General features: G+C 38.9%; 18 protein-coding genes and 1 riboswitch. Of the genes, 15 read left to right on the plus strand and 3 right to left on the minus strand.

Translation table 11 applies throughout. The features are described from left to right. Nucleotides 1–98: 98 nt before the first annotated feature. The 6 genes from BG04_RS16920 to BG04_RS16950 all read left to right on the plus strand — a co-directional run bounded on the left by BG04_RS16920 (nt 99) and on the right by BG04_RS16950 (nt 9,355). Nucleotides 99–956 (plus strand): zinc ribbon domain-containing protein, encoded by an 858-nt coding sequence (locus BG04_RS16920; RefSeq protein ID WP_034653840.1) that lies wholly within the window; start codon nt 99–101, stop codon nt 954–956. After that, nucleotides 956–2,269 carry a type IV secretion system DNA-binding domain-containing protein gene (locus BG04_RS16925; protein WP_034653836.1) on the plus strand — a complete coding sequence of 438 codons (1,314 nt, stop codon included), beginning with the start codon at nt 956–958 and terminating at the stop codon, nt 2,267–2,269. The genes BG04_RS16920 and BG04_RS16925 overlap by 1 nt, the downstream gene beginning before the upstream one ends. Nucleotides 2,270–2,324: 55 nt before the next feature. Further along, entirely contained in the window at nt 2,325–3,599 is a 1,275-nt protein-coding gene (locus BG04_RS16930; RefSeq protein WP_034653833.1) for a hypothetical protein, read from the plus strand. Continuing rightward, complete coding sequence (locus BG04_RS30315) at nt 3,596–6,472, plus strand: hypothetical protein (RefSeq protein WP_052490703.1); 2,877 nt, start codon at nt 3,596–3,598, stop codon at nt 6,470–6,472. Before BG04_RS16930 ends, BG04_RS30315 begins: the two co-directional genes overlap by 4 nt. Nucleotides 6,473–6,544: 72 nt before the next feature. Then, nucleotides 6,545–7,996, plus strand: coding sequence for a zinc ribbon domain-containing protein (locus BG04_RS16945; RefSeq protein ID WP_034653829.1), 1,452 nt, complete (start codon nt 6,545–6,547; stop codon nt 7,994–7,996). 534 nt (nt 7,997–8,530) lie between these two features. Further along, nucleotides 8,531–9,355: a hypothetical protein gene (locus BG04_RS16950; protein ID WP_034653826.1), complete on the plus strand. Its 825-nt coding sequence runs from the start codon at nt 8,531–8,533 to the stop codon at nt 9,353–9,355. Nucleotides 9,356–9,449: 94 nt separating this feature from the next. On the opposite strand, the gene BG04_RS16955 is transcribed toward BG04_RS16950, so the two are convergent. Beyond that, entirely contained in the window at nt 9,450–10,007 is a 558-nt protein-coding gene (locus tag BG04_RS16955; protein WP_034653823.1) for an HPP family protein, read from the minus strand. A gap of 232 nt (nt 10,008–10,239) precedes the next feature. Here BG04_RS16955 and BG04_RS16960 point away from each other — a divergent pair, with 232 nt between their 5' ends. Then, entirely contained in the window at nt 10,240–11,031 is a 792-nt protein-coding gene (locus BG04_RS16960) for a histidinol-phosphatase HisJ family protein (protein ID WP_034653821.1), read from the plus strand. Between the two features lie 80 nt (nt 11,032–11,111). Here BG04_RS16960 and BG04_RS31380 read toward each other — a convergent pair whose 3' ends face one another. Both BG04_RS31380 and BG04_RS16965 read right to left on the minus strand, forming a co-directional pair. Next, nucleotides 11,112–11,234 (minus strand): anti-repressor SinI family protein, encoded by a 123-nt coding sequence (locus tag BG04_RS31380; RefSeq protein WP_218001284.1) that lies wholly within the window; start codon nt 11,232–11,234, stop codon nt 11,112–11,114. A 20-nt stretch (nt 11,235–11,254) separates the two neighbouring features. Continuing rightward, nucleotides 11,255–11,341: riboswitch (cyclic di-GMP riboswitch) on the minus strand. 111 nt (nt 11,342–11,452) lie between these two features. Further along, nucleotides 11,453–11,788, minus strand: coding sequence for a helix-turn-helix domain-containing protein (locus BG04_RS16965; protein WP_034653819.1), 336 nt, complete (start codon nt 11,786–11,788; stop codon nt 11,453–11,455). Between the two features lie 313 nt (nt 11,789–12,101). Between BG04_RS16965 and BG04_RS16970 the strand changes: the two genes are divergently transcribed. Genes BG04_RS16970 through BG04_RS17005 form a run of 8 tightly spaced genes read left to right on the plus strand, consistent with a single transcriptional unit; the run spans nt 12,102 to nt 19,717 of the window. Then, complete coding sequence (locus tag BG04_RS16970; RefSeq protein WP_034653817.1) at nt 12,102–13,262, plus strand: acyltransferase family protein; 1,161 nt, start codon at nt 12,102–12,104, stop codon at nt 13,260–13,262. Nucleotides 13,263–13,295: 33 nt separating this feature from the next. Further along, the gene (locus tag BG04_RS16975; protein ID WP_051975633.1) at nt 13,296–14,030 is read left to right on the plus strand and encodes a YveK family protein; all 735 of its coding nucleotides are present in this window, start codon (nt 13,296–13,298) and stop codon (nt 14,028–14,030) included. Continuing rightward, complete coding sequence (locus BG04_RS16980; RefSeq protein ID WP_034653813.1) at nt 14,020–14,652, plus strand: CpsD/CapB family tyrosine-protein kinase; 633 nt, start codon at nt 14,020–14,022, stop codon at nt 14,650–14,652. The genes BG04_RS16975 and BG04_RS16980 overlap by 11 nt, the downstream gene beginning before the upstream one ends. Before the next feature lie 31 nt (nt 14,653–14,683). Next, nucleotides 14,684–15,322 carry a sugar transferase gene (locus BG04_RS16985; RefSeq protein WP_034653810.1) on the plus strand — a complete coding sequence of 213 codons (639 nt, stop codon included), beginning with the start codon at nt 14,684–14,686 and terminating at the stop codon, nt 15,320–15,322. 12 nt (nt 15,323–15,334) lie between these two features. Then, a complete protein-coding gene (locus BG04_RS16990) occupies nt 15,335–16,285 on the plus strand; it encodes an NAD-dependent epimerase/dehydratase family protein (protein WP_034653807.1) in 951 nt (316 codons plus the stop codon). Between the two features lie 9 nt (nt 16,286–16,294). Further along, on the plus strand, nt 16,295–17,740 hold the full coding sequence (locus BG04_RS16995) for an oligosaccharide flippase family protein (protein ID WP_034653804.1): 1,446 nt from the start codon (nt 16,295–16,297) through the stop codon (nt 17,738–17,740). Continuing rightward, on the plus strand, nt 17,733–18,935 hold the full coding sequence (locus tag BG04_RS17000; RefSeq protein WP_034653803.1) for an O-antigen ligase family protein: 1,203 nt from the start codon (nt 17,733–17,735) through the stop codon (nt 18,933–18,935). The genes BG04_RS16995 and BG04_RS17000 overlap by 8 nt, the downstream gene beginning before the upstream one ends. Continuing rightward, nucleotides 18,932–19,717: a glycosyltransferase family 2 protein gene (locus BG04_RS17005; protein ID WP_034653801.1), complete on the plus strand. Its 786-nt coding sequence runs from the start codon at nt 18,932–18,934 to the stop codon at nt 19,715–19,717. The genes BG04_RS17000 and BG04_RS17005 overlap by 4 nt, the downstream gene beginning before the upstream one ends. Nucleotides 19,718–19,728: the final 11 nt, after the last annotated feature.

A 19,728-nucleotide genomic window follows, 5' to 3' on the forward strand; every position in this document is an offset into this window, starting at 1 on the left:
TTTGAAGAGAATTTATATTTGTTTCATTGCAAAAGATTGGGATGTATGTTCACTAAAATATTAGTGATGTATATAAAGAAATTAAAAGGAGGAAGCAAATGAATTATGTGAATGGTTTGGCTTTAGCAGATGGTGAAAGGGTTGTCAGGAAGTACGAAGCTTCTGTATTAAAAAAGCCCAAGTCGAACGGCTATTTAATTGCAACAAATCGACGCCTTATTTTTTCAGGAGAAGCAAGCGGTGTTTCAGGAAGAAGTTTACTTGTAAGAGAGGTGAAAATTGATCAAGTCTCAGGAATCGATTCTTTTTATGGACGAGGCTGGAGTATAGGAAAACTCGTATTGGCGATTATTTTAATTGTTGTATTTATTTTGCTTTCTCAAATGGCGAATTCTATGTATCTATCAGGACTCAGTACATTTCTATTGTTTGGTTTATTATGGCCTGCTTTTTTAATTTATAAAATGATTACGAATCCAGGGAATCAAATGGCTCTTCAGATTATTGCCAGTAATCAGTCTCCAAGTGCGATTGGAGTGTCGGTTGAACAAGGAACGGGTATATTAGGGTCTCTTTTTAGTTCGTTAGGTTTAGGTGGAAATCACGCTTGGATGGCTGTCGCTGCAGCAGGACCAGGCAGACATACTGAAACAATGGTTCGCGAACTAGGTGCATTGATTCAAGATATTCAAGTAATGGGAGACCACGCGATTGAAAAATGGAATGAAGTAGAATTAAAGGGGAAACGAAGTGAGCAAGTGTCACAGGGAGAAATCGTTCGATCTCAACTTGCGACCACTGTTGATAAAACGCGAAGCAAAATTCAAGAAAAAGTGAGTGCGCCTTCCGCAGCCTCATATTGTCAATGTGGCCATCCTGTTGAAAGTAACGATTTGTTCTGTGGAAACTGCGGTTCTAAAGTAACAAAAGATAATGATGAAGAGATTTTTGGATAATGACATATCTTCATAATGAACTGATGGAAGGGCAACAATTGTTGCCTCTTTCTTCAGGCACGGTTATTGATAAGGGAAAAGCCAAAATTGGTATAAGAGGTCAACATCATACGGGTATTACACTGCATGCGGATTTGTTAGCTAGGCATATTTTGACCATTGGAGCAATTGGGAGTGGGAAAACAAATACAATGAATCATATCGTTGGAGCTGTCAGGAAAACGATGAGTGAAAATGATGTAATGGTTGTATTTGATGCCAAAGGTGATTACCTAAAAGAGTTTTACCGAACAGGTGATATTGTTATTTCAAATGATAGTGTCTTACACGAAGGAGGGGGAAATTGGAATATCTATAGAGATATTTTGGTGACACCTAAGGAAAAACGTGAAGAAACAATTCGTGAAATAGCTTCATCTTTATTCAAAGAAGATATTGAAAAATCACAGGCGCCAGTGTTTGGAATGGGAGCTCGAGACATTTTTGCTGCTATTTTATCCATTCATGTTCAGCAAATGGAAGAAGGAATAAAAAGTTGGGATCACGAGCAGCTGTTAGAGTTTATGAGATCAACAACTGAAACAGATTTGCGCAATATGTTCTTAAAATCCCCTGAGTTCAAATGGGTTAGAAATTACATAAAAAAAGACGGGGGTTCAACAACTCAAAGCTTCATCGTGCATCTTTATCAAACTATTTATAAAATCTTTAGCGGTTCGTTTGCTAAAGCTGGTAATTTCTCCATTAGAGAAGCTGTTACAAATAAAGAGGGAAAAGCTATATTTTTAGAATACGATTTAGCTAACGGTAACATATTAGAACCTATATACACGGTACTATTAGATTTAGCGATGAAAGAAGTCTTGGGAAGAACTAGAACAGAAGGAAATGTCTATTTTGTATTAGATGAGTTTCCATTAATTCCAAAATTAAATTATATGGATAATGCATTGAACTTTGGAAGATCACTTGGCGTAAAAGTAATAGCCGGAATTCAAAATGTTGGACAGGTAGAAAACAAATATGGCCATTACCTTGCACACAGTATCTTAAGTGGATTTGGAACTATCTTTACTTTTAGACTTTTTGATTCCAACAGCCGTTCCTTTTTTGCTCAAAGACATGGAAATGTGAAAAGGAAAGTAAGTTTTTTATCATCTAATTCAAATAAAGGCGTACAAGATCAAATTGTCGACGGAAACGTAATAGAAGATTGGGATATTGTAAATCTAGGTATTGGGGAATGTGTAGTTTCTCTTCCGCAAGGTGAGCCATTCTTATTTTATCCTATTTTATATCAATCTGATATTTAACTAAGAACAATGTATATTGTTCTTTTTTTTTAGAAAATTATTATGGGGTGATCGAGTGGGGATTTTAACTATATTTCAAAAACGTAAAAAGGAAATTGAATCGTTTATTATTGCAACTGGAAGAGATTTAGGATGCTTTAGATTGAACGAGAAAAGAGAGGCGATTTTTGCGGTAGGGTCCTTGTTTGATTTAGTGCAGATGACTAAAAAGGAATACAAAGGATGGAAAGAGCTAAAAGCGTCAAGAACCATAAATAATTGGGCGGAAAACTGTATTAATAATAATGTAGTAAATGACGCAAAAGAGTTTGAACAAATAAAATTAAAATTTAAAAACCACCGTTTATTTGAAGAGTGGGATGCAAATTCAATATTACAAATGAAAGAACATAATGTCTCAAAAAATGGTGTTTTTTTAAACTATTCTTCTAAAGAAGATAAGTGGATTATTTCGAGTTTCTTTCCAAAAAGAAGTATTTCATTAAATCAAGAACAATATGAGGTCTGGAGAGCTGCTGTAGGTACTTCTACGATTGCTGATGTTGTAAAAATCGTTGCAAATACTTCAAACAATGACGAAAAAAAGGCTATTGAAAAAGTGATAAGAATTGCTCCTATACTTGTTGAACGAGATTTATGGAATATTGAATTCTTTGGGAAAGCGGAAAAGTATTATGCGAATGAAAAAGTTATAGCAGATACTATTCATACCGAGTTTTTTGATTCCAATTCACTATCTGCCAACACAAACATTGTGAGCCTAGGCGATGAAATAGGATATGAATCAACAAGCATAAGAGAAAAAGATAACATGTTAATCATGGTAGCTAATAAAGTAGTGACTTTAAATTCTAAAGAGCATGCAGCTTGGGTAGCGTTTAAAAAAGGAGTATTAACTATCCAAGATAGTAAAGAACTTTTTTCTGTTGAATTAGAAGAAATAATAAGCGTGGTTAAAATGCTGATGGATAAAAGAGTAGTAATGAAGTGGCCGGAATCTCTAGGAGTTAATAAACAATTTGTCTTATCAGTAAGTCCTAAAGGGATAGGAATTGGAACCAAAAATAATAAGGAATACAAAATATTAGATGTCACAAATGGAGAAAGTAAATTCCTTCCATATGAAGCTTATATGGTTTGGGCATTTTCTCATGGGTATGTTCCAATTGCCATCATTATTGAAAAATTCAAAATGAACCTTAATTATAGTCAAGAAGATGCAAGCTATAGAGTTACTCAATGGGTTCGCTTATTACTAAACCAGGGTGTTGTGAATCTTACTATTATTCCTGATAAACCGCTAGTAGTTGGCTGGAAAAATCAACGATGAGATGGAATCCTTTCTCTAGGTATAAGCGAGTATATGATCTTTATAAAAGTGGCGAACTAAAAAATGCCATTGTGAGAGGAATCAAAGAAGATGCCTATGATCCTGATTTTAGAGCCATATTAGACACCGCACAGTTTACATCTAAAGCAATACAAAGGAGTTTACTACACACCGTGCCTGTAAGCATTCCTACTTCTGCTATACAAGCGGCTATTACATATGCACAAAGAGAAGTAAAGGAGCACGGCTCCGTATTTAATGCACTAAAACACAACGCGGCAGCTTTTGGAGCAAAATTTGGTGAATTTCTTAAGGATGAATCTTCTGGAGTAATTACTCCAGAAATTCCTAACTTCAATTTTAAAAACGCAGATTTAGTATTTAAGTCAATAGGGGGATTTTTAGGAGATAAATTAAAGGATGGAGTGGTAGGGTTTGTAGGTGAAGCTGTGCAGGGATGGGCAGATAAGATTATGGAAAAACTACAATCTGATAGTTTAGAAAACCTTAGCTGTGGAGATCACATTGATGAACAGTTAAGCGATAGTTTTGTTGCTGATAAGACTAATATAGGAGATAATGAGAATCTTTTTAATGGTTGGATGGAAAACAATAATCATGAGGGGGCAATAGGAGAAACTGTGTCACCAGAGGATGTGGGGATGCCAGAAGAAGCTGTAGAGTCAGAAAATCTAGGTTTGCCGGAAGAAGCTGTAGAGCCAGAGGATGGAAGTACGCCCGAAGAGGAAGAAGCGCCAGAAGATCCAGGTATACCGGAAGAAGAAGAAGCGCCAGAGGATCCAGTTGTACCGGAAGAAGAAGTGCCAGAGGATCCAGGTATACCGGAGGAAGAAGTGCCAGAAGATCCAGGTATACCGGAAGAGGAAGAAGCGCCAGAAGATCCAGGTATACCGGAGGAAGAAGAAGCGCCAGAAGATCCAGGTATACCGGAGGAAGAAGTGCCAGAAGATCCAGGTATACCGGAAGAGGAAGAAGCGCCAGAAGATCCAGGTATACCGGAAGAGGAAGAAGCACCAGAGGATCCAGGTATACCGGAAGAAGAAGTGCCAGAGGATCCAGGTATACCGGAAGAAGAAGTGCCAGAGGATCCAGGTATACCGGAAGAGGAAGAAGCGCCAGAAGATCCAGGTATACCGGAAGAGGAAGAAGCGCCAGAGGATCCAGGTATACCGGAAGAGGAAGAAGCGCCAGAAGATCCAGGTATACCGGAAGAGGAAGAAGCGCCAGAGGATCCAGGCATACCGGAGGAAGAAGCGCGAGAAGATCCAGGTATACCGGAAGAGGAAGAAGCGCCAGAGGATCCAGTTGTACTGGAAGAAGAAGTGCCAGAGGATGGAAGTACGCCCGAAGAGGAAGAAGCGCCAGAAGATCCAGGTATACCGGAAGAAGAAGAAGCGCCAGAGGATCCAGGTATACCGGAAGAAGAAGTGCCAGAGGATCCGGGTATACCGGAGGAAGAAGTGCCAGAAGATCCAGGTATACCGGAAGAGGAAGAAGCGCCAGAAGATCCAGGTATACCGGAAGAGGAAGAAGCGCCAGAGGATCCAGGCATACCGGAAGAGGAAGAAGCGCGAGAAGATCCAGGTATACCGGAAGAGGAAGAAGCGCCAGAGGATCCAGGTATACCGGAGGAAGAAGTGCCAGAAGATCCAGGTATACCGGAAGAGGAAGAAGCGCCAGAAGATCCAGGTATACCGGAGGAAGAAGAAGCGCCAGAAGATCCAGGTATACCGGAGGAAGAAGAAGCGCCAGAAGATCCAGGTATACCGGAGGAAGAAGTGCCAGAAGATCCAGGTATACCGGAGGAAGAAGAAGCGCCAGAAGATCCAGGTATACCGGAGGAAGAAGTGCCAGAAGATCCAGGTATACCGGAAGAGGAAGAAGCGCGAGAAGATCCAGGTATACCGGAAGAGGAAGAAGCACCAGAGGATCCAGGCATACCGGAAGAGGAAGAAGCGCCAGAGGATCCAGGCATACCGGAGGAAGAAGCGCGAGAAGATCCAGGTATACCGGAAGAGGAAGAAGCGCCAGAGGATCCAGGTATACCGGAAGAAGAAGTGCCAGAGGATCCAGGTATACCGGAAGAAGAAGCGCCAGAAGATCCAGGTATACCGGAAGAGGAAGAAGCGCCAGAGGATTCAGATGAACTAGATGGGGAAGCTAAGCCCGGGGAGTTGCCAGAGCCGGAAAAAGAATCTGAAGAAAAAGGTCCAATCGCAATCGGGGTGGAGAATGCTTTCGATGCTGCTGAAGCACACAAGGCGTGGGGAGAAGCTGAGAAAAATAAACCATTAAACGATGATGAAGAAAATGAAAGCGGAGATTCTAGTGGATACCCTTTTAATGGGGAAGAGGCCGCAGAGAATGCAGAGGAAAGCCCCGAGGAAGAGCCGGCAGAGAATGCAGAGGAAAGCCCTGAGGAAGAGGCTGCAGAAAATCCAGAGGAAGCACCAGAGGAAGAGCCGGCAGAGAATGCAGAGGAAACACCCGAGGAAGAGTCGGCAGAAAATCCAGAGGAAGCACAAGAAGAAGAGGCTGCAGAAAATCCGGAGGAAAGCCCCGAGGAAGAAGCGACAGAGAATCGAGAGGAAGCACCAGAGGAAAGCCAAGAGAAAGAGTCGACAGAGAACCCAGAGGAGGATCCAGTAGAAAATCCAGAGGAAAGCCCAGAAGAAGAAATGGAAGAAGTGCCAGAAGAAGAAATGGAAGAAGAGCCAGAAGAAGAAATGGAAGAAGAGCCAGAAGAGGAAATGGAAGAAGAGCCAGAAGAAGAAATGGAAGAAGAGCCAGGAGAAGAAATGGAAGAAGAGCCAGGAGAAGAAATAAAATTTAATGATAATGAAAGTCTATAAGGTGAAGAATATAATTATAGAAATATATATTTTAAGGTTTGAATAATAATTATTTAAAGGAATGATAATAAAATGAAATATTGTAAAAATTGCGGTGAAAAATTAAATGATAATCAGCAGTTTTGTGTTAAATGTGGTTATAAATTTAATCAAGAAGATAAACCTGTTGTTTCCGAACGCAGCAAAAGTAACGTTAAAGAGCATACGAAAGAGAGTAGAACGTCTAAAAAGTTGAGTAAAAAAACAAAGGTGATTACAATCTCAGCTATAGCAGCAGCAGCTATATTGGGCGGCACTTACTACGGAATCGATAAAACGATGATGGCACCTAAAGCAGTGTCAGAAGGATTTATTTCTGCGGTAAAGAGCAATGACGTTGATAAAGCAAAAAAATATGTAAATGATGGCCAGATTCAACTAGAAGCAAATGATGAACAAACAAAAGCATTTATTACATATTTACATGAAAATCCGGATGTAATGAAGTCAATCTCGGAAGGATTAACGGCAGATAGTAAAGATCTTGAATTAGATGTCCCAAGTGAAGGCCACTCTTCATACGCTAAGCTAGAACAAGATGGAAAGAAATGGGGAATCTTTGATCATTACACCGTAGAAGTAAATTCTGTATATGCCAAAGTTCAGTCTACAGAAGATGCGACAGCGGTTTACATTGATGACCAAAAAGCAGGGACAATTAATAGTAATTCTACTAAGAAGATAGGACCGTTCTTGCCAGGCACTCATACTATTAAAGGTGAAATTAAAAACGAATATGGTAAAGTTGAAAATGAACAAACGGTTGAAGGAACAGACGATACAGAATTGAATGTAGGTTTTGATTGGTCGGACCATGCTGTACATCTTTCCTCTGACTATAGTGATGCGAGACTGTTTGTGAATGGAAAAGATACTAATACAGAAATTGGAAATGTTGATTATCTAGGCCCGCTGCCTCTGGATGGTTCGGTGAAAATATATGCCGAACGTCATTTTGATTCTGGGAAGAAGAAGACAGAAGAGGTTTCAATCAGAAAAGGAATGAAAGACATTGCGCTCAACTTTGATAGGGAAAGTACGGCAGAAGCGTCAACTGCTACCAAAGAAGAAGAGCCGGCTGCCAAAGATTCAAAAGCCGATTCTAGTTCTAGAGTATCTACAAGTCAAGTTTCTAATTTTATTGAACAGTATATGTATGCTACAATTTCTTCGATTAACAGTGAAGACTTCTCCATTGCAGAGCCTTTTATTGATTCAAATGGGCCAAAATACAAGGAGCAAAAGGAGTATACAGCGTATCTAATCAACAAAGGCATTACAGAAGATTTGTTGAGCTTTAAAGTAAATAAAGTAACAAAAATGGATGGCCCTATGTATAAAGTGTATACAACAGAAGAGTATGAGATTTCATACGGAGATGGATCTGTTAAATACAAAAAATTTAACAGTATTCATAAAGTAAAAGAGTCAGCTGATGGAAATTTAGGAGTTTATCAGCTTGTTAGCTCAACTGAAGTAAAGTAAACATGAGTCATTAGGCTGTGACAGTAGGAAAAGGATAGTAGAAAAAAGAGGCTGAGACATCATCGACCTTGTAATATCTAAAAAAATGGTTCTAAGTCGACCTTACGTTTTTCATAATAAGCCGGAAAAGGTGATATCATTTTCTTTCGATTTGGATTTTGTCTAGTAACTTAATGCCCTCAGGGGTTGTCCTTATTTTGGAGAAAAGACAAATGAATAGAGTAGAATAGACGAAAAGAGGCCCAAGGAACAACGAGTAGTTTCCCGGGGCCTCTTCTAATTATATATGTGGTTTTGTCCCAGCCACTTTTATACTCCATACAAAAAAATGCAAACGAGTAGTGTAAAAAATATGCCACAAAAATTTTTTCCTGCAAGGTAAAAAGATCTCTATTAGAAACTACATGTAAAAATCAAAGACTAGTGAAAATACTAGTGTACAAACCGATATTAATAATAAGGAAAAACAGGATCACTAATTGGTAAATAAACTAGCTTCACAATACAAAATATAGCTTTTCTTGGGGGACATTTATGATTAAAAAAGTAATAATTGGAACGACTGTCGCATTGTTACTAGCAGCATGCAGCAGTAAAGAGACAGGAAATAACAATCATCAAAAAAGCATTGAAAAAGGTCTTGATGCCGTAGCTGAAAATGATTTTGCAAAGGCAGAAGCACTCTTTGAACTATCAGTAGAGGACAATCCGAATGATCAAACGACGAAAGCTTATTTAAAACAAGTGTTGCTTATTCGACAAGCCAATGAAGATGTAGGAAATGATAAAGTAGAAGAACGGATTGAAGTGTTAAAAAAGGCTGAGAAGTATGAAAAAGGATCTAAAGTGATTAGTACAAAAGCGGAAGAACAAATAAAATCACTGACTGTTTCAAAGAAAACAGAAGAAACGTATAGACAATTATTTGACGAAGCAGAAGCATTAGCGAAAAAGGCTAACTACAAGGATTCTAACGATAAGCTTACAACATTATTAAATGAAGACTTGGATAACTATAGTGATATTCAGCAAGTTGCAGAAGCGTTGAAGAAAATTAATTCAGCTGAAATAGAAAAAAAGGCAAAGGCAGAACAGAAGTTAGCTGGTAAAGACGAGCATTCTACTGTAACTCAGCCCACAGAAAAAGCGTATGATCCCTACGAATGGGCTCCTGGTGTGAAAGAAGCATTTGAAGCTGATTTGGTGAAACAACAATATGCAGATTCAGTAGATACAATTAGATATGAAAAATCTCAAGTGTATAATAACCAAGGGTTTTATACGGTATATGCACAAATGGATGGTGTTGAAATGTATGTTGTTACGGTCAATGTAAAAACAGGGGATTATCACGGTTAAATAAGACTTATCGGTTCATCCTATAAAAGATAGCCTGTTTATAAAAAAAGACGTCTGCCAAGCGGAGACGTCTTTTTTTATATGACACAGAATATCAAACCCAGTACCTGGGATACTGCCGATCTTGAAATAAATTGTTATACGCAGTAGAAATCAATACAACTACACATGCACAAATCATAATAATACCTAAATATCCCCAGCCAGCTTGAGTATTAATTGCGACAATCGCGCTAGCTGCAGCGGGAGGATGAACGGTTTTTGTAAGAATCATTAAAATAAGAACAAAAGCAAGCACAATCGCTATGGTGATTAGACTTCGATGAAATAAACTCCAAATAATAAGTGCGGAAACCGTTGCAAGCAAGTGCCCTCCAAGCACGTGGCGCGGTTGTGATAAAGGACCTTTGTGAGCTCCGAAGACAAGCACGCAGCTTGCGCCAATCGGAGCAAGAGCCATTGGATAACCAAGCGCTAGTGCAATCGCGCTGCTGATGATAATCGCAATTAAGCCTCCGATCGAAGAAACGACTGCGTCTCTATAATTGATTTTCGGTTCTTCTTTTAGTTCTCCTTTCATCTTTTTAGCATAAGAGCTTAAGTAAGACAGAAAGGGGCTTTTTGTTTGAGCAAAACTTTTTTCAATTTGCATTTCTTCTTTCCTTTCTCTTTTGTAAGTAAAAGTTGTTTGTCAAGTTGTATGTCAGAACATCTGCTATATTAAGTTAGTTTATAAGAAAACAAGGATTACTGGAAGAGGAAAAATGTCTTTTTTTAGTGGAAATACTTTTTATGAACAAAAAAAGGTGGGATAAGCGGTAGAAGTGTCTCTATGTGCAGTAAGAGTAAGAGAGATGTATAATAAACCTAGAGGTGACTAAATTATGTATCTAGTAGACTACCATCATCACACAAACAATTCATTTGACTCACAGGCAGTCATGAAAGAAGTGTGCGAGCAGGCTGTAAAAAACGGCATAAACGAAATTTGTTTTACCGAACACTTTTCATTAAATCCATTAGCGCCAACGTACGGTCATATGGATTTTGATAAATATGAACGAGAACTAGCGGAATGCAGAGATCAGTTTCAAAATCAGCTAGTGATTAAAAAAGGAATTGAAATTTGTGAACCGCACTATCTAAAAGAGAAGTATCAAAAAACGATGAAGCAAGAGAACTTTGATTTTATATTAGGGTCGGTGCATAACATTAATAACATCAAGCTTCGTAAACATTTGGAGCTGAATGACAAAGAAGCGATTTACCGCGCTTATTTTAACGAAATGTATAAGCTAGTAAGCGAAGCGGATATTGATGTCTTGGCTCATTTAGATTTAATGAAGCGTTATGCGTTTGAACAATACGGCATTTACGACTTTCATCAATTCAAAGATATTCTTGGGGAAATCTTAAAAAAAGCAATTGAGCGTAATATCGGAATTGAAATTAACACTTCAGGTATGAGAGGGAAGCTGGGCGAAGCGCTGCCGGCACTGGAAGTTGTTGGACTGTACCGTGATTTAGGCGGAGAAATCTTAACGATTGGCTCTGATTCACACTTCGCCGAAACGGTAGGAGCACATATGAAAGAAGCGGTTGAAATGGCAAAACAGTGCGGGTTTACTGAGATTTATACGTTTGACCAACGTGAGCCAAAAGGAATTGGTATTTAATAGGAGTGTGTTTCACTTTCTTTTAGAAGAATAGTATTAACTGTAAAAAGCACGCTCTAATCTGAGCGTGCTTTTTACAGTTAGTTCCGCTTAAGCTCCGATAAAAATTTCCGGACTTCTTCGATGGTCAGACCCAGCTTGCGGGCTGATTCCATAAGACTTACCCGCTCTTGATCGATTGACAGTACATGTTCTTTTTTCATTACGATTCATCCACCCTTTGCCAGGGAACCCAGCTATCGTAGCCGAAAGCGGCCTTAGACCTGAAGCTTTGCGTCACTATTTTTCAATAGTTTTTCCCTTATCTGGATAATTTGTAATAGTATTCTTAGTATACAGTTATTTTACAAAATAATATTTGTAAAAGATGTCGAAATAGGTCGATTGCAACAAAAAAATTAAACGTTCGTGAATGGACCTATCAGTTTGTTTTACGGAACTTTAAATAATACTGAAATTCAATAAATTCTTCTTTGGTCATGCCGTCTTGAATGGCTCGTTCAATTAAATGAAGCCACTCTAGATTGAGGGCTGGCTTTGAAGTTAGAGCTGGACAGCTGATATCTCCCTCAATTAATTCATCAATCGTTGTGTGAAGAGAAGACGCGATTTTATCAAGCATTTGAAGAGAAGGGTTATTATTTAACCCTTTTTCTAAATGAGACAAATACGATTTTGAAATATTGGCTTCTTCAGCCAAGCGTGTAATAGAATAGCCTTTTTTTAGTCGCAAATTCTTAATCTTTTCTCCTATCACATTCAGTTCATCCTCTTCTTATAGGTTTTTTGTTCATTATAACGCATATTTGTGCATTGTGTGTACATAAAAATATAAAATAAATAATATTTTGTTCTTTATAAAGAATAAAATAGGTCAAAATATCTATTCTTGATGCGGGTATATTATGCTATACTTCACTTACAAATTGTTCTTTATTAAGAATATTTGTCGATTTATCACTTTTTTATTCGCTATAATGAACGTTTTGTATAGTACGCTAGCGCTATATGAAATGATCCTTGCGCGATAAAGAGATAACATTATTTATTACATTAGGATAGGAGATTACATGAAAAAAAGATATGTAGAACTTGATTCTTTAAGAGGATTAGCAGCTCTTTTTGTTGTGATAAATCATTATCTCATGATTTATCCAAGCTTCAGTGAGTATAGGTATGACGGTGATTCTTCTTTTTTACTGTCCATGGTAAAAGAAAGCCCGCTGCGGCTATTGTTCAGCAGTGGAAATGAATCAGTTGTTTTGTTTTTTGTCTTAAGCGGATTTGTTTTAGCACTTCCTTTTTATGGACGTTCTTCTTTCCGATACGAGAACTATCTTGTAAGAAGAATTTGCCGAATTTATCTTCCTTACTTGTTTGCGGTGTGTGTGGCTATTCTATGCAAAATCTTATTTAGTCAAGGCGGGGTCTCACAGTTAAGCCACTGGTTTAATAACTCATGGATTACAAACGAATCACCAAGTTTACTTCTTCAGCACTTCTTTTTAATTGGCACATTTAACACAGACGCTTACAACAATGTTATTTGGTCGCTTGTTCATGAAATGAGAATTTCAATTATTTTTCCTCTTTTAATGATTCTTTTGCTGCGAATGGACGCAAAGAAAATCGTGATGCTATTGTTTTTCGTGTTTGTTTCATCATCAGCGCTATTACTGCTTAATCAATCAAACTTAGAACCTACGAACTACTTGCTTTCTTATCATTATTTGCTTTTATTCGCCGCGGGTGCGGTCACAGCGAAATATCGAGATTTTTTCATTCGACTTTATCTGAAAATTAGCACATTTAAAAAGAGTCTTGTCGTTCTGATTGCATTTACTTGTTATTTATCTGAAGGCATCATGGGTAATTACGCCATCACCAATAACTTTTTATGCCGCAATCTGGCAGTGATGGTAGGGAGCTGCATGTTTATTACTATCGCTTTAGCATCCCCGGCAGCTTCAAAGATTTTACGCGCGAAAGTACTGTCGTTTCTAGGTAAAGTTTCGTACAGCTTATATTTAACTCATCTCATTGTGCTGTTTTCAGCTATGTACTTGTTACACGGGTTTTTGCCGTACTGGAGTATTTTAAGCATTTGTTTCCTTTTATCACTAGCGATGGCTTCTATCACGTATTATTTTGTTGAAAAGCCTTCAAGTAGATTAGGAAAATTCCTGACAAGAAACAAAGTTGTTTTTGGCAGAGCAGTGAGTCGTAAGTAGCAGAGAGAGAAAGTGTATGGAGGTGAGTTTACGATGCAGGATAAAATTCAGCTAAAGGATTTTTTTCGAATTTTAAAAAGAAGATGGCTTACGATGCTTTTAGTCATAGTAATAGCGAGTATGAGCATCACAACTATCTGTTTCTATCTACTAAAGCCTACGTATCAAGCATCTACTCAAGTGCTTGTTAATCAAGCAACATCTAAGAATGTAGATGAAATCGCTAATATTACGCAGCTGAATACCCAATTAATTTCTTCGTATATTGATTTTATTAAAAGTCCGATGATCATTAATGGTGTAAAAGACGAATTAAAGTTAACTATTTCTAACAAAAAGCTGAGTGAACAAATTACGATTGATCATAACGAAAATTCTCAATTTGTCACGATTACTGTAAGAAACGAGAATTCGAAAACGGTAAGTGAAATCGCAAACAAAGTAGCTCTTCTTTCAAAAGATCAAGCGATGAAGTTAATGAAAGGAAGCAACATTCAAGTATTAACCGAGCCGTCGCAGAGTCTTAAAGTATTCCCAAAACCGCTGCCGGTTGCAGCTATTACTATCTTGGTCAGTCTGTTGGTAGGAATAGCGGGAGCAATGCTAAGAGAATATCTTGATAGCACAGTTCGAAATGAACAAGATATTCAAGAACTTATCGGACTTCCGATTATTGGACATATCGAGCTGGAGCCTCGAAAAATGAAGAGAAACCAAAAGCAAGGCAGTGATCAGCCAAAGACAAGGAGGGAGAACCTTGAGTTTTAAACAAAAAAAGTATCCATTTTCACTGTATCAAGATGCCAAAACGATCAACCAAACAAATATGATTCGAAAAAATGTTGAGGTGCTGCTGAATAGTGAAGTCAAATGCCTGACAATCACATCAGCGGAAGTGAACGATAAAAAGCCGCTTATGACGGCAAAGCTAGGGATTTCATTTGCTGAACAAGGGAAAAACGTTCTTCTTATTGATGGAAACGTACATTGTCCTTCTCTTCATCAGCTCTTTGACCTTGGAAGTTCAGAAGGGTTAACGGATGTGTTAGTAAACGGGAAAGGCCGGCATGTACCCATTAAACAAACATCATACAAAGGACTGGATGTGCTTCCGGCCGGATCTCACTTTCGAAACGCATCCACACTATTTGTTTCCAAGTATTTTGATGAGCTCATAGAAAAATGGAAAGAAGAATATGATCTGATTCTTTTTGAAACGCCTCAGTTTTTAGAAGAGACCGATTCTCATATTCTTACAGCAAAATGTGATGCTACCATGCTTGTTGTGGAAGAGCGTAAAACGAAACTAGATACCGTTGTCAAAACGAAAAATATGCTGGGAAAAGCGCGTATTGATGTGCTAGGCGTTATTTGGAGTCCGTCTCACTAGCTCCTCACTTTATATAGAAGGAAGTGAAACGATGAATCAAATTGTCTCGAAAACGAACGGTGATTCCGATGTGCTAAAAAAAGAATTTCCGCTTTTTTACTCGCTGTGTAAACGCATGGCTGATATTGTGATTTCGCTTGTGGCTCTAGTGGTATTGCTGCCTGTTATTTTGCTGTTTGCGCTTATTGTGATGATTGAAACACCGGGTTCACCTTTCTTTCTTCAAGAGCGTCTAGGTCAAAGTGGCAGAGCATTTACCATCATGAAGCTGCGTTCAATGTACAGTGACGCGGAAAAAAACGGAGCGCAGTGGGCGGTTAAAAATGACAGCCGGGTCACCAGGGTAGGAAAGCTGATTCGCCAAACGCGAATTGATGAATTGCCTCAGCTGTGGAATGTGTTAAAAGGGGATATGTCGATTGTCGGACCAAGACCTGAAAGAGCCGTATTTATAGAAGAGTTTCAAAAAACACTTCCTTCCTTTAGTCAGCGGCTTGCCGTTAAGCCGGGCCTGACAGGCTGGGCACAAATTAACGGAGGATATGAGCTAACGCCAGCAGAAAAGCTGGAGCTTGATCTTTACTACATTCAACATACGAATATACGGTTTGACGTGAAGATTATGATAAAAACGCTAAGAGTCATCGTAACAGGAGACGGATCAAGATAGGAGAGGGATAACATGAAAAGAGTATTAGTTACAGGCGGATGCGGTTTTATTGGATCACATATGGCAGAGCTTCTTTATCAAAAAGGATTTGAAGTGAAGGTCATTGACAATCTCTCAACGGGGAAAATAGCAAACTTAGAAAATCGAGGCATTTCTTTTCACTACGGAGATATTGTAAGTGAAGAATTAGATAAAGTATTTGCCGAGTTTAAACCTCATTATGTTGTTCACCAAGCGGCTCAAGTAAGCGTGGCTCATTCCGTTACTAATTTTCATCATGATGCCAACGTCAATATTCAAGGAACGATTAACATTATTAATGCATGCAAAAAGCATGGAGCTGAAAAAATCATTTTTGCTTCATCAGCGGCCGTGTACGGAAATACGAACATCACTCCAATTGCACTTACTCATCCAACGAGTCCAGCTTCACCGTACGGACTGTCAAAGTTTACATCTGAAGAATATTTGAAGCTTGCCAAGCAGCTATATGATATTGACTACGTCATTCTTCGCTACAGCAATGTGTACGGCCCACGGCAAAATTCACAGGGTGAAGGCGGCGTAATCTCAATCTTTTTTGACCGGTTCGTTACGAACCAACAGCCGATTATTTACGGCAGCGGCCGTCAAACAAGAGATTTTATTTACGTAGAAGACGTGAGCCAGGCGTGCTTAAGTGCCATTCAGTATGAAGGTTGCGGCACGTTTAATATTTCCAATAACAGCAGCATCAGTATTAACGAACTTTTTTTCACAATGAAAAGCATATCCGGCAGTCACTTAACACCTGCTTATCACAGCGTGCGTGAAGGTGATATTGCAGACAGCAGACTGTGCAATAAAGAAAACATCAAATTATTGAAGTGGTCGCCTGCTTTTACGCTTAAAAAAGGATTAGCCAAAACGTATGACTATTATCATGAAACGCTAGCTCAGCAATTTGCTAAAACGATGGAGTAAGAGGGATGTATGAAGAAAAATTCCATTTGGAAAAACATTGTTCACTTATTTATTAGTACGGTTGTATCACGTTTGTTAAATGCAGCTGCGCTTATCGTGCTGGCACAGTATTTAAGCGCAGCCAGTTACGGCAGGTTCAGCGTAGCGCTAGCTTTTGCGATGATATTAGGTTACTTTACAGACGTTGGCTTAAGCAACACGGTGCTTCGCGAAGGATCTAAAAAGCGAGCTGACGTGGATCATCTTTTATCCTCGTATGTGAAAATGAGAATTTTACTTTTACTTGTGACATTTGCAGGGGCGTATATAGTGATTTCCTTGTTTTATCACGAAGCATCACTTGTAAAGATGATGTACTACTTAATTGTACCGATGATAACAGGACTTGCGATGCAAAGCATCGGGATTACGTATTTTCAGCTTACTGAACAAATGCATCATTTAGGAGCGATTCGGATCTATTCAGCTCTTTTGCTGGTGGTTCTGCTGACGGTTGGAATGCTGATGCATACAAGCGCGTTTTTTATTTCGTTTTTGTTTGGCTTTTCCTATCTTTTAGCAGGAGTGTACGGACTGTGGATGGTTGGAAAAAGAGTATCGTTTAATTTGAAAAAGAAAATTCAACGCGGACTGCTAAAAAATATCGGCTCATTTATTGTAAGCGGACTGCTGATTATGCTGCTGCCGCAGCTTGGTCCAATTGTATTAGAAAATACAATTCCACTTGCAGCCGTCGGCGTGTTTGCTGTTGCGTACCGCATTCCATCGGCGCTGTATCAAGTTCCGGGAATTGTGGCAGGTGCTTTTTATCCAGTATTATTTCGTCACTATAATCATCAGCAGGCAGACAAACATTTAAAGTTAAACATTCTTCAAGTGAAGCTTATGAGTTTAGTAGGGATGGTAACGGCCCTTCCTTTTTATCATTTATCTGATCTTGCCGTGTCGTTATTGTTTGGAGACAAATGGGCTGCAGCAGGAGATGCGTTAAAGTGGCTGTCGCTGATGCTGATTTTCCAAGGCTTAAGCGTAGCATTAGCAGACGGCTTAACAACAAAAGGACTTCAAGGAAGAAGAACGGGGGTTCAGCTGGTTGCTGTTGTATCGGGAATTGCTTTTTACTATTTTTTAAGCTCTGCTTATTCTGTGATAGGAGCCGTGTATGCTGCGCTTTTAATTGAAGGGATTTTATTTATCGGCTGCTGGTTATGTAATCCTGAAAGAGTCATCATCATGCGTAAAACTTTTCCCATTTTTGTTTGTTTATTTGGCAGTACGCTTGTGCTTACCACATTACTATTTTCACCGCATCCATTTATCGGACTGTGTGTAAACATGCTGCTTGTATTACTGCTGACGCTGCTAGATCAAGAGATTAGAAGTCAAGCGCTAGGCTACCTGCAAAAAAACAAATCAGTAAACGTAGAGAACAGAAAGGAGGCACAAAATGGATAGTGTATACGTGCAGAATCGAAAACCGACCGTTTTGTTTTGCCTTTTTGTTCTTGTAACACTAAGTAAATATAACGTCAATATTGGCTTTTCATTAAAGCCGTACATGATTTTTTTATTTGCACTTCTGCTGCTGAGCTTTGCCTCTTTTTACGTCTACAAGCTCCAAGCGTATGAAGTGCTGCTGCTTTTATTTTATCTTTTTTACTGTATGACCGGAGCGTTTTCTCTGTACCCAGAAGCGAGTCTTCGTATTATGCTAGGCGTTTTGCTTATCCTTGCTTGCTACTTTTTAATGAAATATGTCGTAGCAGAGTTTCATAGCGGCAGCATCAAACGTGCGTTAACCGGAGCCGGCATTCTTTTTAACGGCGTGAGTTTGCTGCTTTATATTGCGGGTCTTCAAGCGGTTCATTTTCAATTTGCCTCCGATGTAGAAATCATTAAATGGGGTGTAATGATTGACCGCAGCTATCCCCGTTTGATTGGCGTACTGGATGATCCTAATATTTATGTATTTTATAATACCTTGTTTTTTACTTACTTTTTAACCAATAGCGATAGTACTAAAAATAAAGTCGGGCTTTTACTTAGCACATTAACAAGCGTTTTAACGTTCTCGCGAGGCGGATTAATTGCCATGGTCGCCGTGTTGATTTTATACTTGCTTATTACTCGTTCGCTTAACAGTCTCAAAACAGTTTTTTCGTTTGTGTTTTTATTTGGTGTACTTGCTCTTATAGCTCATTTTATGACGAATTTTAACGTATTTACCATTTTAACTGAACGAGCTGATGATTTTTTGCATGACGGAGGAAGCGGAAGGTTTTCGCTGTGGATCCGGGCATTTGAGTTTTTTTCATCGCATCCGTTTACCGGAATCGGTGCTTTTAACTTTTCAGAGTACAACTTGTTCTACTACGGCGAAGCGCTGTACGTTCATAACACGTTTCTAGAGATTTTATCAGAGACGGGCATGATTGGCTTTTGCTTATACTTTAGCTTTTTATTTCTTGTGTTAATTCAGCTTTTGAAACAAAAAATTCATAAACAAGAACCTTACTTATTTTTAACGTTTATTGGTTTTTTGCTTCAAATGATGTCACTTTCGTTAATTGTAAATGAGCTGTTCTTTTTATACTTAGCGCTGCTGTCAGGCTATTTACGAAATCATCTAAGTGAGGAGAGTGCAAGATGAATAACTTTAAATCTCAACCGGATCAGCCCCTCGTTTCAATCGTTACACCTGCTTATAACTGCGCAGCCTTCATTTCATCCACTATAAAATCCATTCAGCAGCAAACGTACCTCAACTGGGAGCTGCTTGTGATTGACGACTGTTCGACAGATGAAACGGCTGAAGTGGTAAGGGAATTCAGTAGAAAAGATCAACGCATTCAGCTGCTTCAGCTTACAAAAAATTCAGGAGCCGCAGCGGCACGAAACGAAGGTATAAGCGCAGCAAGCGGACGGTTCCTTGCTTTTTTAGACAGTGATGATCTATGGCATAGGAAAAAACTTAAAAAGCAAGTCGCTTTTATGCTTGAAAAAAACTGCGCTTTTTCCTATACAGGGTACAGCATAATGGATGAAAAAGGTGAAGAAACAGGCGTTGAAGTAAACGTTCCAAAAAGTGTTGACTATAGAATGCTAGCGGGAAATACCATTATCGGCTGTTTGACAGTCATGCTTGATAAAAAACAAATTTCCACGATTTTAATGCCAAACATTCAGCCGGAAGACACGGCGCTTTGGCTGTCACTGCTGAGACAAGGCTATACAGCATACGGCCTTCAAGAGTCACTTGCTTATTACCGTCTTGTATCTCACTCGGTTTCTAGCAACAAGCTGAAAGCAGCAACTAGGTATTGGAAGCTTCTGCGCAAGCAAGAAAGACTGCCGTTATGGAAAAGCGCCACTTATTTTGTCCAGTATAGCGTGAATGCGTACGCTAAAAGCAAAAACCTCTCAAAATCGTAAAGGATGTGAAG

The organism is Priestia megaterium NBRC 15308 = ATCC 14581, assembly GCF_000832985.1.
In the GTDB taxonomy this organism is placed as follows: domain Bacteria; phylum Bacillota; class Bacilli; order Bacillales; family Bacillaceae_H; genus Priestia; species Priestia megaterium.

Coding starts and splice junctions, on each gene's coding strand:
- BG04_RS16960 (WP_034653821.1), top strand. CDS start 10,240: ATGTATCTAGTAGACTACCATCATCACACAAACAATTCATTTGACTCA.
- BG04_RS17000 (WP_034653803.1), top strand. CDS start 17,733: ATGGATAGTGTATACGTGCAGAATCGAAAACCGACCGTTTTGTTTTGC.
- BG04_RS16975 (WP_051975633.1), top strand. CDS start 13,296: ATGCAGGATAAAATTCAGCTAAAGGATTTTTTTCGAATTTTAAAAAGA.
- BG04_RS30315 (WP_052490703.1), top strand. CDS start 3,596: ATGAGATGGAATCCTTTCTCTAGGTATAAGCGAGTATATGATCTTTAT.
- BG04_RS16985 (WP_034653810.1), top strand. CDS start 14,684: ATGAATCAAATTGTCTCGAAAACGAACGGTGATTCCGATGTGCTAAAA.
- BG04_RS16995 (WP_034653804.1), top strand. CDS start 16,295: ATGAAGAAAAATTCCATTTGGAAAAACATTGTTCACTTATTTATTAGT.
- BG04_RS16920 (WP_034653840.1), top strand. CDS start 99: ATGAATTATGTGAATGGTTTGGCTTTAGCAGATGGTGAAAGGGTTGTC.
- BG04_RS16945 (WP_034653829.1), top strand. CDS start 6,545: ATGAAATATTGTAAAAATTGCGGTGAAAAATTAAATGATAATCAGCAG.
- BG04_RS16990 (WP_034653807.1), top strand. CDS start 15,335: ATGAAAAGAGTATTAGTTACAGGCGGATGCGGTTTTATTGGATCACAT.
- BG04_RS16925 (WP_034653836.1), top strand. CDS start 956: ATGACATATCTTCATAATGAACTGATGGAAGGGCAACAATTGTTGCCT.
- BG04_RS16950 (WP_034653826.1), top strand. CDS start 8,531: ATGATTAAAAAAGTAATAATTGGAACGACTGTCGCATTGTTACTAGCA.
- BG04_RS17005 (WP_034653801.1), top strand. CDS start 18,932: ATGAATAACTTTAAATCTCAACCGGATCAGCCCCTCGTTTCAATCGTT.
- BG04_RS16970 (WP_034653817.1), top strand. CDS start 12,102: ATGAAAAAAAGATATGTAGAACTTGATTCTTTAAGAGGATTAGCAGCT.
- BG04_RS16955 (WP_034653823.1), bottom strand. CDS start 10,007: ATGCAAATTGAAAAAAGTTTTGCTCAAACAAAAAGCCCCTTTCTGTCT.
- BG04_RS31380 (WP_218001284.1), bottom strand. CDS start 11,234: ATGAAAAAAGAACATGTACTGTCAATCGATCAAGAGCGGGTAAGTCTT.